At 45.8% G+C, this 12,395-nt stretch carries 11 protein-coding genes; 10 read left to right on the top strand and 1 reads right to left on the bottom strand.

What is annotated here, in order from left to right; translation table 11 throughout:
- Nucleotides 1–29: 29 nt before the first annotated feature.
- A complete protein-coding gene (locus WJM94_RS22630) occupies nt 30–2,603 on the bottom strand; it encodes a penicillin-binding protein 1A (protein WP_444496426.1) in 2,574 nt (857 codons plus the stop codon).
- A 142-nt stretch (nt 2,604–2,745) separates the two neighbouring features.
- On the opposite strand from WJM94_RS22630, the gene pilM reads away from it, so the two are divergent.
- The 10 genes from pilM to rpe all read left to right on the top strand — a co-directional run bounded on the left by pilM (nt 2,746) and on the right by rpe (nt 12,261).
- Nucleotides 2,746–3,762, top strand: a complete 1,017-nt coding sequence (gene pilM, locus WJM94_RS22625) for a type IV pilus biogenesis protein PilM (RefSeq protein WP_444496425.1) — start codon at nt 2,746–2,748, stop codon at nt 3,760–3,762.
- Entirely contained in the window at nt 3,746–4,321 is a 576-nt protein-coding gene (locus WJM94_RS22620; RefSeq protein ID WP_444496424.1) for a PilN domain-containing protein, read from the top strand. Before pilM ends, WJM94_RS22620 begins: the two co-directional genes overlap by 17 nt.
- A complete protein-coding gene (locus tag WJM94_RS22615) occupies nt 4,314–4,907 on the top strand; it encodes a type 4a pilus biogenesis protein PilO (protein WP_444496423.1) in 594 nt (197 codons plus the stop codon). Before WJM94_RS22620 ends, WJM94_RS22615 begins: the two co-directional genes overlap by 8 nt.
- On the top strand, nt 4,897–5,412 hold the full coding sequence (locus tag WJM94_RS22610) for a pilus assembly protein PilP (RefSeq protein ID WP_444496422.1): 516 nt from the start codon (nt 4,897–4,899) through the stop codon (nt 5,410–5,412). Before WJM94_RS22615 ends, WJM94_RS22610 begins: the two co-directional genes overlap by 11 nt.
- 31 nt (nt 5,413–5,443) lie before the next feature.
- A complete protein-coding gene (locus WJM94_RS22605) occupies nt 5,444–7,183 on the top strand; it encodes a type IV pilus secretin PilQ (RefSeq protein ID WP_444496421.1) in 1,740 nt (579 codons plus the stop codon).
- A gap of 188 nt (nt 7,184–7,371) precedes the next feature.
- The gene (gene aroK, locus WJM94_RS22600; RefSeq protein ID WP_444496420.1) at nt 7,372–7,890 is read left to right on the top strand and encodes a shikimate kinase AroK; all 519 of its coding nucleotides are present in this window, start codon (nt 7,372–7,374) and stop codon (nt 7,888–7,890) included.
- Nucleotides 7,891–7,922: 32 nt separating this feature from the next.
- Nucleotides 7,923–9,023, top strand: coding sequence for a 3-dehydroquinate synthase (gene aroB, locus WJM94_RS22595; protein ID WP_444496419.1), 1,101 nt, complete (start codon nt 7,923–7,925; stop codon nt 9,021–9,023).
- 60 nt (nt 9,024–9,083) lie between these two features.
- Nucleotides 9,084–10,580: an SPOR domain-containing protein gene (locus WJM94_RS22590; RefSeq protein ID WP_444496418.1), complete on the top strand. Its 1,497-nt coding sequence runs from the start codon at nt 9,084–9,086 to the stop codon at nt 10,578–10,580.
- A gap of 69 nt (nt 10,581–10,649) precedes the next feature.
- A complete protein-coding gene (locus tag WJM94_RS22585; RefSeq protein ID WP_444496417.1) occupies nt 10,650–11,489 on the top strand; it encodes a Dam family site-specific DNA-(adenine-N6)-methyltransferase in 840 nt (279 codons plus the stop codon).
- A 100-nt stretch (nt 11,490–11,589) separates the two neighbouring features.
- Entirely contained in the window at nt 11,590–12,261 is a 672-nt protein-coding gene (gene rpe, locus WJM94_RS22580; RefSeq protein WP_444496416.1) for a ribulose-phosphate 3-epimerase, read from the top strand.
- The last annotated feature ends 134 nt before the right edge of the window (nt 12,262–12,395 follow it).

Here is a 12,395-nt window from a genome sequence, read left to right as displayed (position 1 = left end):
TGGCTCCCCTATATTATTTGTATTGCAGACTAGAATAACTCTTCTGTTGTTCCGCCTCCGCTGGAGTAAATACTGTCTTCCAGTAAGCTACCTGCGTATTGGGTTGGCTCTGTACCTTTCTCGAAGTACTCCATCATAGAGCTGCCATCTGCGTTGTCGGTCAACATACCGCTGCTACGATCGATACGTACTTGCACAACGTTGTCTGGAACCTGTTTACTCTGCTCCGGTGTGTTTTCAAGCGCAACACGCATAAAGTCGATCCAAGCTGGCTCGGCTGTTTTACCGCCAGCTTCAGCGCCAGAAACTTGGCCTTGACCGAGATTACCGTTCACCGTAGTACGACCCAGAGCTCGTGAGTGATCATCAAAGCCAACCCAGGCAACAGCTACAACACCAGGTCCATAACCGTTGTACCAGGCATCTTTGGAGTCATTGGTTGTACCGGTCTTACCGCCAATGTCCCTGCGTTCCAGTGATTGGGCACGCCAGCCAGTACCATTCCAGCCAGTACCATCACGCCAGCTACCGCCACCCCAAATATTGCTGTACATCATTTCACGCATCAGGAATGCATTCTGCTCAGAAATGACCTGAGGAGCATATTGTGGCTCATCACTGTCAGCGTCAGATGTACCATTGTTGTTGAAACCTTCAATAGCGACATCTTGCTCACCAAACTCATCGGCGTATCGATCTTGAGTAAATTGCTCTAGCATTTGCGGGCAATTTTGATGGCAGACACTCTTAGGATTCGATTTAAACAGCACTTCGCCGAATGCATCTTCAACGTGGTCGATGTAGTACGGCTCGACATAGTAACCACCGTTTGCAAATACTGAATAGCCTTGCGCGACTTTCATTGGCGTCAAACTGCCAGCGCCGAGAGCAATAGTTTCTGATCGAGGTACTTCATTAATATCAAAACCAAAACGAGTAAGGTATTGACGAGTTTCATCCAAACCTACTTCGCGCAAGGTACGGACTGCCATCACGTTCTTAGATTGGGCTAATCCAATGCGAAGACGAGTAGGGCCACTGTATGTTGGTGGAGAGTTCTTTGGTCGCCACGCAGAGCCTGAACCTGCGTCCCATTTGTTGATCGGCGCGTCGTTGACCAGCGTCGCCAGTGTCAGACCTTTATCCAGTGCTGCAGAGTAAATGAAGGGTTTGATACTCGATCCAACCTGGCGTACAGACATGGTCGCACGGTTAAATTTGCTGTGAACAAAGTTGAAACCACCTACCAGTGACAGGATGGCACCATTTTCAGGGTCCATCGCCACAAACGCCGTATTGGCACTCGGGACCTGACTCAGCTTCCACTTATGAGCAGTATTACCGTCGTCTTTGCCTGAGTTCACTTCACGAACCCACACTTGTTGACCCACAGCAAGAATGTCTTGCGCGGATTTTGGTGCTGAGCCTTGACGGTTATCGGTCAGATATTTACGCGCCCAGCTCATACCTGACCATGGGATAGTCTGCTCATGGTTGTCTTTCACCAAAATCTGAGCAGTTTGGCCCTCGACTTTGATAACGACAGCTGGAGAAAGATCGCCATATGTTGGTTGCTTCTGAAGGTGTTGTTCAATTTGCTCAGTGCTCCAAGCGCTTTCGTCTTGTTTCCACAACACTTTGTCTGCACCGCGATAGCCATGGCGTTCATCGTATGCAAGAAGGTTATTTATTGCTGCAGCATTGGCTGCACTTTGCAGTTTAGAACCTACTGTCATGTAGATGTTCAGGCCAGACGTGTAAGCTTTTTCTTCACCGTATTCTTTGACTGCCCATACGCGAGCTAACTCAGCTACGTAAGGTGCAGACAATTCGATTTCTGCACTGTGGTAGCGTGATTCGATAGGCTCGTTACGTGCTTCGTCGTATTGCTCTTGGGTAATGTACTTCTCGTCAAGCATACGCATTAGCACGACATTACGACGGTTAGTTGCACGCTCTAACGAGTAGATTGGGTTCATAGTTGATGGTGCTTTTGGCATACCAGCAAGCGTTGCAATTTCACTTAGAGTCAGCTCGTTGAGGCTTTTACCAAAGTAGACTTGTGCTGCTGCGCCAAAACCATATGAGCGATAGCCAAGGAAGATCTTGTTAACGTAAAGTTCCATGATCTCTTGCTTGCTCAGAAGCTGTTCAATATGAATCGCGATAAAAATTTCTTTAATTTTACGCATCAGCTTCTTCTCATTCGATAAGAAGAAATTACGTGCAAGTTGCTGTGTGATCGTACTTGCACCTTGCTTGGCTGAACCTGAAATGGCAACCACGACGGCAGCGCGAGTGATACCGATTGGGTCGATACCAGGGTGCTCGTAAAAACGGCTGTCTTCGGTTGCGATTAACGCATGAATTAAATCCTGAGGAATTTCATCGTAAGTGACAGGAATACGACGCTTTTCGCCGAACTGTGCGATCAGCTTCCCGTCTTGACTAAACACTTGCATAGGTGTTTGTAATTCAACGTCTTTTAGAGTTGCAACATCTGGCAATTCAGGCTTCACGTACTGATAGAAGCCAAAAATAGTGGTGACTCCAAGAATTATGCAAATCAATGTTAATAAAAATAAACGCTTTATGAACTTCACCGGAGAATCCCTGATTGGTTGAGGCTGTGTAACGGCAAACCCTTGTACTCTTAGGTCAAAAATTTAGCACGTAGAGATATTAACTCTTATTTGGGTGCTAATAACAACCTTTGCGCGAATAAAATTCGGAGCGAGAGTAGAGATGGATAAGCTAATCGTTACCGGCATAGATATTGGCCATAACAGCCTCAAAGCCGTAGTACTTAAACCCAGTGGCGATCAATACGCCTTATTGGGTTACAAAGAAATATTACTAAAGGATGGTATTGTCGCTGAAAATAACACCATAAATCATCAAGAAATTGTAAATACCCTAAAGCAGATAAAAAAAGAGCTGCCTTTCGGGGCGAGAAAAGTGGCAATTTCAGTGCCTGACAATGCGGTGATCAGCAAGAAGCTGCACATTGAGAAAAGCATCGAAGAAAACGAGGTTGAGTATGCCGTGGTACAGGCATTTTCTCACCAGTCTCCTTTCCCTGTGGAAGAGCTGAGCCTTGATTTTGTCCGCCTCAACTCCGAAGAAAGTTTACGAGGGGCAGACAGTTATCAGGTGTTTGCTACCCGTAAAGATGTCGTCGAGAGTCGCGTCGACGCACTGCGTAAATCTGGCCTTAAACCTGTCCTTGTAGACGTCCATTCGCAAAGTTTAGGTCAGATATGGAAGCTGGCGGCGGAACGTTTTCCGGATAAGAACAAATACGGATTGCTGGACATTGGTACGCAGGCGAGCTCGTTCACCATGTTTACCGAGCAAGGTGAATTGTTTCACAAAGAGTTTGCCTGTGGAACGGGCTCTACAACAGCTTCCCCTCAACAAGCATTACTTTCTGATGACGCTCACTCCCAAACGGATCAGTTCAACCGTCAGATGGTCGAGCGCGTGAAGCGTCAGATACAACTCTACACCTCCATTAATGGCTCACAAAATATCAAAGGAATCTGGTTGTCTGGAGACGGAGCTGCGACTCCCATGCTCGCGGAGGAGCTATCTCATCAATTAGCGTTGGAGTGCGAGTTACTCAATCCGCTAGGGCTGTTTGACATGAACGTTTCCAAACGTAAGCGTCGGGCGGCAGATTGGCATCACTTTTCCACTGCCGCCGGACTTGCGGTGCGGGGTATTCAATGGCTAGGAGGTCTACGTGCTGTATCGCATTAACCTATTACCTTGGCGGGACAATCAAAGGGAAGAACATCGTCGTCGCTTTGTAGGACTGATCGTTTTAGGTTTGTTTGTCGCGGTAGGTGTTCAGTGGAGCATTGGCAAGTTCTATGAATACCAGCAAGACCAGCAGCAAGCGAGGCTTGATTATCTCACTCATTATATCGCTGAGCTCGATCAACGTATCGAAGCAATGAAAATTGCAGAGCAAGAGCACAGCAAGATCTTAGAGCGTCTGAAGGTGGTTGAAGGGTTGCAAAATGGACGCAACAAAACCACCGAGTTTATGAACCTGATGCCTTCCGTCATTCCAGAAGGCGTGTATGTCGACAAGATCGAAATGAATGATCTGGAAATTGAAATATCAGGCATTTCAGATAGCACACCTCGTCTGGCAACTATGCTCGATAACATGGAGCGTTCAGCAAAACTACTGGACGTAGAAATGCACTCCATTGTTCATGGTAAAGCGCGTTTCGGCAAAGAATTTCAGACCTTTAAGGTGTCCTTCATATTCAAGGCGATAGAGAAGGTAGAGGGAGGCGAGAATGGTTAATTGGCAAGAGCTGGAAATGGATGAAATCGCTGAGTGGCCTTTACTCCCTCAGTTGATCACCATTGGTTTGTTAGTTCTTCTGCTTCAGGGGCTGGGTTACTGGTTTTATTTGGTACCTAAAGGAGAGCGCCTGAATGAACTTATTCAACAAGAGGAAACATTGAAAGTCGCATTGCGGATTAAAGCGAATAAGGTCGCCGCATTGCCTCAGCTTCAATCCCAGTTGGATGAACTGACAACACGCTACGAGTTGCTGCTGCAGCAACTGCCTGCTCAGAAAGAGTTAGCGACGATGTTGGCATCAGTGAATGAGTTGGGTATCGATAACAAGTTAACTTTTACCCGAATTGACTGGGGAGAAAAGCAGTCTGAGCATTTCTTATATCGATTGCCACTTAACATCGAGTTAACGGGTGATTTTCATGATATTGGCCGTTTCTCGCAAGCGATTGCCACCTTGCCACGCATTATCACGTTTAAAGACGTTACTTGGCAGCGTGTCAGTCAAGAAAGTGAAACGTTGCACTTTCGTGTAAGAGCGAATACTTACCAGTTCAAACCAGAGGAAAAGAAAGATGAAAAGTAAATCTTTGCTGATGGTTTTGATCGGGTCATTGCTGGTGGGATGTCAGGCTAATGATGACTCGCTGTCTGACTATATTCGTGATATCGAAAATCAGGCAAGGCGCGATGTAGAGAAACTTAAACCAGCCGATGATTACATCGCGGTCACTTATGCTCCGAAAGTAATGCGCGCACCTTTTGAACTGCCCCAAGAAGCGACGATAGCCACTCAGCCTATTGCGAGGACAGATTGTTGGCAGCCACCCAGCAGAGCGCGTTCAGGCAAGCTAGAGCACTTCCCGTTAAGCCAACTGCGCCTGAAAGGGGTAATGGGTATTGGCAGTACTGTTGCTGGTCTGGTGCAAGCCCCGAACGGTACGGTATACAAAGTAGCTCCAGGACAGTATCTGGGACGAAACAACGGCAAAGTCACTCAGGTTACCCATTCCTATTTACTGATCAATGAAACCCTACCTGATGGTTTGGGGTGTTGGCAAAAACGTAAAGTTAAGCTGGCTTTGAGATAGATATACCTGCATTTATTTTTGATATTGAGTAATGAAAATGAGACAAGGATTAACACGTACACCAAGGATGCTAACTGGGCTTTTATCCTTATGGTTGTTTTTATTTTTAGCCCCTTTGGCTGCGGCAGAAGATATGTCATCTAATGCTCTGAAGAGCATCGACTTTCGCACCAATAAAGAAAAAGATGCTGTTATTGTTGTTGAGCTCACTTCACCGGCCGCGATTGTCGATATTAAACGGGTGCAGGAAGGCTTAAGCATTGACTTGCTGAACACCTCAGTGACAGATGAACAGCTGTACCTGCTTGATGTGAAGGACTTTTCTACGGTAGTGGAAAGTATTGAAGTTTTTCGCGATACCTCAACCACACGTTTAGTGTCGCATATCACCGAGGACTACACTCATAATTACCGTCTGACAGGACGCTATCTTGAAATTACAGTGAGTAAACTCAAGCCAAATGATAAGGTGCCTGATCAGAGCATTTTGGAGAAAGAAGGTAAGCTGATTTCAATTAACTTCCAAGATATCCCTGTGCGCAACGTATTACAGCTGATTGCCGACTACAACCAGTTCAACTTAGTAGTCTCAGATTCGGTCGAGGGTAATTTGACGCTGCGTCTTGATGGCGTCCCTTGGCAGCAGGTTCTGGATATTATTTTGCAAGTGAAAGGGCTGGATAAGCGTGTCGATGGCAATGTTATTCTTGTCGCGCCAACGGACGAGCTTGATCTTCGAGAAAAACAACAGTTAGAGAAACAAAAGCTCGAAGAGGAGATGGGGGAGCTGTCGTCAGAAATTATCAAAGTGAATTTTGCCAAAGCGTCTGAGATTGCGGAGATGATTAATGGTGAAGGCAATATCAGTATGTTGTCTGAGCGGGGAAGTATGACCATTGATGAGCGTACCAACTCGTTGTTGATTCGAGAATTACCAGAAAACATTAACATCATACGAGACATTGTCGAGTCACTTGATATTCCTGTTAAGCAGGTTCAGATAGAGGCGCGAATTGTCACCATCCGTGAAGGTAATATGGATGAGTTAGGTATTCGCTGGGGATTCTCTTCTATCAACGGCAATAATACGCTTAGTGGCTCGATCGAAAATAACTTAGCAACGATCGGTCTTTATGAAGGCGAGGGAGATGGTGGTGACGGTAGCAGTGTCGGTATTGATGACTTCCTTAATGTGAATCTGGCTGCCACCAATCCAAGCGCTACCAGCATCGCTTTCCAGGTGGCTAAGCTGGGTAGCGACACATTACTTGATCTGGAACTGTCTGCGTTACAGCAGGAGTCAAAAGCCGAGATTATCTCCAGCCCTCGTTTAATTACGACCAACAAAAAGCCAGCGTATATAGAACAAGGTACTGAAATACCTTATTTAGAGTCTTCGTCGAGTGGTGCTACAGCGATAACCTTCAAGAAAGCGGTGCTGAGTTTAAAAGTAACGCCACAGATTACCCCTGACAACCGTTTGGTACTGGATTTAAGCGTTACTCAGGACAGACCTGGGCAAGTGGTGAAAACGGGCACAGGCGAAGCGGTTGCGATAGACACGCAGAGAATCGGTACGCAAGTATTAGTGAATAACGGTGAGACAGTAGTACTTGGTGGCATTTTTCAACACAGCATTACCAATTCAGTCGACAAAGTCCCTTTGTTGGGTGATTTGCCGTTGTTGGGTGCACTTTTCCGCAGAAGTTATGAAAATGTTGGTAAAAGTGAACTGCTAATTTTCGTCACTCCTAAGGTTGTTATTCAATAGCCATAAGTGAGCAAAAAGACGATTAGATCAAAAATAAAGTTGCATTAGTGGCACCATGCTTGGATAATTTCGGGTCTTATCACGAATTATCTGTGAGGAATTGGTGCCACAAGCCTTGTAGAACAGCGGCTTAGCTGTGTTTTCTTGTGGCGATCTTATTGAATCAATGTTGTAAATTACTGCTAAACATGGCTGAGAAACGTAATATTTTCCTTGTTGGCCCAATGGGCGCCGGCAAAAGTACAATTGGTAGACATCTAGCACAGCAACTGCATATGGAGTTTGTTGACTCCGATACAGTGATCGAAGAACGCACTGGTGCAGACATCTCTTGGGTTTTTGATGTAGAAGGTGAAGAAGGCTTCCGCAAGCGTGAAGAAGCGGTGCTTGAAGACCTGACTCTTGAGCAAGGTATCGTGCTCGCAACTGGCGGTGGCTCTGTGAAGAGCAAAGAAAACCGTAATCGCCTTTCTGCACGCGGTATTGTTGTCTACCTAGAAACGACAATTGAAAAGCAACTTGCACGTACTAACCGTGACAAGAAGCGTCCTCTACTTCAAACGGATAGTCCTCGTGAAGTATTGGAGCAATTAGCTAAAGAACGTAACCCACTATACGAAGAAGTAGCGGATTACACTGTTCGCACTGACGATCAGAGTGCAAAAGTGGTAGCCAATCAGATCGTAAAAATGCTAGAAGAGAGATAAGTTTTTATCTTTTTATAAATTGGAGCACACCGATGGAACGGATTACGGTCAATCTAGCAGAGCGTAGCTACCCAATCTCTATAGGCGCCGGGTTATTTGAGGACCCGGCGTACCTTTCTCAAGTTCTCTCAAACAAGAATGCAAAGCAAAAAGTTGTCGTGATCAGCAATGTCACGGTAGCGCCTTTGTATGCAGACAAAATTCTTAATCAACTCGAGCAGCTCGGATGCAATGCATCGTTATTGGAACTGCCTGATGGCGAGCAATATAAAAACTTGGATGTGTTCAACCAAGTGATGAACTTTCTGCTAGAAGGAAGTTATGCTCGTGATGTGGTTATCATTGCACTCGGTGGTGGTGTTATTGGTGATTTGGTTGGTTTCGCTTCCGCGTGTTATCAGCGAGGTGTTGACTTTATTCAGATTCCGACGACCTTACTTTCTCAAGTGGACTCTTCTGTTGGTGGTAAAACAGCGGTGAATCACCCATTGGGTAAAAACATGATTGGTGCTTTTTACCAACCTAAAGCAGTGATCATCGACACCAACTGTTTGTCGACTCTACCTGAACGTGAGTTTGCGGCTGGTATTGCCGAAGTCATTAAGTACGGCATCATTTATGACGCTGAGTTCTTTGCTTGGTTGGAAGAAAACTTAGACCGACTGTACGCTCTGGATGAAGAAGCGCTGACTTATGCCATTGCACGTTGCTGTCAGATTAAAGCTGAAGTTGTTGCTCAGGACGAGAAAGAGTCCGGAATTCGCGCGTTGTTAAACCTTGGCCACACCTTTGGTCATGCGATTGAAGCTGAACTTGGATATGGCAATTGGCTGCATGGCGAAGCGGTGTCATCTGGCACAGTGATGGCGGCTAAAACCTCTCACCTGCGTGGTCTCATTTCTGAGGAGCAGTTTGAACGTATCTTGGCGCTCTTACGCCGCGCTAAATTGCCAGTGCATACACCGGATAGCATGAGCTTTGATGATTTTATCAAGCACATGATGCGTGACAAAAAAGTCCTTTCTGGTCAGCTAAGATTAGTCTTGCCTACCGGTATCGGTACAGCTGAAGTCATCGCTGATACGACACAGGATGTGCTCAAGCAAGCTATCGATTTTGGTCGGAATATTTAACCTTGAAATGGCGCCTTTGGGCGTCATTCTTGTGTAGTACAGGTTACTAAAGGTTACTAGATGAGTTTTGCTCATGTCCTGGAATTAGACTCTCAAACCGAGTTATTAGATCGACTGAGATTGTTAACCAACTTTGGTTCGAATCTGATTGTGATTAATGGCGGCAATGGATTCGGAAAAACTTGGTTAGCACAGCGATATCTTGAAGTGGGTGCAAGTAACAAAAATCAATGTTTGTTACTTTGTCATAGAAATCAAGATGATCTTCAGCATCGCATCCTCATTCTGAGTCAATTAGTTTCAGGGGCGTTGTTTAATCAACAAGAGCCTTTAGTCGATACGCTGGAACGCATCTTGGGTGATGAACCGTGTGATATCGCGCTCGTGGTTGATGATGCACAGTTGTTGAGTGAGACCTTGGTTTCCGAATTATGGGCACTGGTGTTACATGTGCAGGAAAAACCAAATTGGGTTATCAACGTTTTAATGTTCACACAATCTGGTCGGTTAGAAGGATTATTATCGCGTATTAGCTATGGGCAAGAGTTAAAGCCTGTGGAATTAGATATCGATATGTTATCTGAAGTAGAAGCGCGTCGTTTCTTCGAGTCTTTGGTCGCTCGATATGTGGACGATGATTCTGAAAAGCGTGTTCGGGATGCATTTAAAAAAGTCGATCCGATACCGGGTGACATCATGGCATTAGGAGATATGAAAGTGGAAAAACGGGTCATCATCCGCTCTATTGTCGGAAAGCCTCTCAATATTGCGCTGGTGGTTTTGGTGCTGTTATTGCTGGTCGTTGGTGGTTATTGGTGGATGTTCAGTCAACCAAGTCCTGATGATAAAGCGCAGAAAATTACTGGCGATTTAGAGCAAACGGCTATTCCTACTTTAAATGGCTCAGGAAGTGACTCCAGATTGACTTCAGTGACTGGCGGCTCAACAGGTCTAGGCTCATCAGACGCAAGTGATGATTCTGGCTCACTGCCTCCATCGGTGACGGATGAAGTGGCGAGTGTTGGTATTGATGACAAGCATAAGCGTGTTGTGATTGAATCGGATGTCGTTGACGCCTTGTTGAAAGGAAAGGAAAAAACATCGGATAGTGAAAGCAGCCCAGCCGCAGAAGAAGAGCCAGTGTCTCCAGTTCAAGGAGAGACGAGTTCGTCGTTGATCAAAGTAGTGAAGCCAGATGCTGCTTCTGCGAACCGTACTGAATCGCAAACCATCGCGAGTAAGCCCGTAGTGAAGTTTTCATTTGCACGGGAAGAACTGAAAGCGTTATCACCCCGAGCCTATACCTTGCAACTCGGCGCGATGACCTCAATGGAAGATGTGCAAGCATTCCTTGATCAGCATCAGCTGAATAACAAAGTTCGTATCTATCCGACGGTTCGTAGCGGAACCGAATGGTATATTATTACTTACCGTGATTACCCAACGATTCAAGAGGCTCGAGATGCGGTCGACGCGTTGCCAACATCACTTAAGTCGCTCAGTCCATGGGCAAAATCTTTAGGCCAAGTTCAGCGCGAAATCGATCGCGTGAAATAAACCTGAGCTTCGCCGAAAAATATGTTACATTCCGCAACCTTAATTTTGGGTCGATAGATAGAGCAGTAGATGAAAAAGCAACGAGCCTTTCTAAAGTGGGCTGGAGGAAAATACGGACTGGTTGAAGACATCCAACGTCATTTACCACCGGCTCGAAAGCTAGTTGAACCTTTTGTTGGCGCTGGCTCTGTTTTCCTTAATACCGACTACGATCAGTATTTACTGGCGGACATCAACCCGGATTTGATCAATCTCTACAACCTGCTTAAAGAGCACCCGGAAGAGTATATCTCTGAAGCAAAGCGTTGGTTTGTCGCAGAGAATAATCGTAAAGAAGCTTACCTGAGTATTCGCTCACAGTTTAATAATACTGATGATGTGATGTATCGCTCTCTGGCATTCTTATATATGAACCGTTTTGGTTTTAACGGCCTGTGCCGCTACAACAAAAAAGGCGGTTTCAATGTACCGTTTGGGTCATACAAAAAGCCTTACTTCCCAGAAGCGGAACTGGAGTTCTTCGCGGAGAAAGCCAAGAAAGCGACTTTTGTTTGCGAAGGGTATCCAGAGACCTTTCGTCGCGCTCGTAAAGGCAGCGTAGTCTACTGCGATCCACCGTATGCACCACTGTCAAATACCGCGAACTTTACCTCGTATGCTGGTAACGGTTTTACGCTAGATGATCAGGCGGCATTGGCTGATATCGCGGAAAAAACCGCAACAGAGCGCGGTATTCCGGTTCTGATTTCAAACCACGATACGACACTCACACGCCGCTTATACCATGGTGCGGATTTGAGTGTAGTGAAAGTGAAGCGCACTATCAGTCGCAATGGCAGTGGGCGCAATAAAGTCGATGAACTGCTGGCACTTTTTAAAGTACCGGATTCAGACAGCGCTGCTTCATAGTTCTTACACTATTTTCTCTAAATAGTGGATCTCCCCACTGGCTTCGGTAGAATTGCGCACAAATTGGTTTGCTGTTTGCTCGTCACTACTGAGGTCAGGTATGAAAGATTTTCTTATTGCTCCATCCATTTTATCGGCTGATTTTGCGCGTCTAGGTGAAGACGTAGAAAAAGTACTCGCAGCGGGTGCGGATGTGGTGCATTTTGATGTTATGGATAACCACTATGTGCCAAACCTGACTTTTGGTGCGTCAGTGTGCAAAGCGCTACGTGATTACGGTATCACTGCGCCAATCGATGTTCATCTGATGGTGAAGCCAGTTGACCGCATCATTCCTGATTTTGCTAATGCTGGAGCTTCGATGATCACTTTCCATGTTGAAGCTTCTGAACATGTTGACCGTACTTTACAGCTAATCAAAGAGCACGGCTGTAAAGCGGGCGTGGTACTAAATCCAGTAACGCCTCTGGCACATCTGCAGTACATCATGGATAAAGTCGACATGATTCTTCTGATGTCGGTAAACCCAGGATTTGGTGGTCAGTCTTTCATTCCACATACTATGGATAAACTGCGAGCAGTACGTAAAATGATCGATGAGTCTGGCCGTGACATTCGCCTGGAAATCGATGGTGGCGTTAAAGTGGACAACATTCGCGAAATTGCCGAAGCGGGCGCAGACATGTTTGTTGCTGGTTCAGCAATTTTTGGTCAGCCAGATTACAAAGCGGTTATTGACCAAATGCGTGAAGAGCTATCTCAGGTAAGATAAGCAATTTAACCTGCTGATTTGCAAGGCTGTCACTTGAGTGGCGGCCTTTGTTGTTTCTGGGATTGTCGGAAATAAAATATCCATCGTGCAGAGTAAATAATCACTTGCCTATTTTGCGCCCTTTCTGTACTATT

The sequence above is a fragment of the Vibrio sp. YIC-376 genome, from assembly GCF_052353105.1.
Taxonomy (GTDB): Bacteria; Pseudomonadota; Gammaproteobacteria; order Enterobacterales; family Vibrionaceae; genus Vibrio.
Note: the sequence above shows the minus strand (reverse complement) of the source record. Positions and strands in the feature narration are given on the sequence as shown.

Bases quoted from the DNA above. Each gene is read 5' to 3' on its own strand.
- WJM94_RS22590 (WP_444496418.1), top strand. From the start codon at position 9,084: ATGAGTTTTGCTCATGTCCTGGAATTAGACTCTCAAACCGAGTTATTA.
- rpe (WP_444496416.1), top strand. From the start codon at position 11,590: ATGAAAGATTTTCTTATTGCTCCATCCATTTTATCGGCTGATTTTGCG.
- WJM94_RS22610 (WP_444496422.1), top strand. From the start codon at position 4,897: ATGAAAAGTAAATCTTTGCTGATGGTTTTGATCGGGTCATTGCTGGTG.
- WJM94_RS22585 (WP_444496417.1), top strand. From the start codon at position 10,650: ATGAAAAAGCAACGAGCCTTTCTAAAGTGGGCTGGAGGAAAATACGGA.
- WJM94_RS22615 (WP_444496423.1), top strand. From the start codon at position 4,314: ATGGTTAATTGGCAAGAGCTGGAAATGGATGAAATCGCTGAGTGGCCT.
- WJM94_RS22605 (WP_444496421.1), top strand. From the start codon at position 5,444: ATGAAAATGAGACAAGGATTAACACGTACACCAAGGATGCTAACTGGG.
- aroB (WP_444496419.1), top strand. From the start codon at position 7,923: ATGGAACGGATTACGGTCAATCTAGCAGAGCGTAGCTACCCAATCTCT.
- pilM (WP_444496425.1), top strand. From the start codon at position 2,746: ATGGATAAGCTAATCGTTACCGGCATAGATATTGGCCATAACAGCCTC.
- aroK (WP_444496420.1), top strand. From the start codon at position 7,372: ATGGCTGAGAAACGTAATATTTTCCTTGTTGGCCCAATGGGCGCCGGC.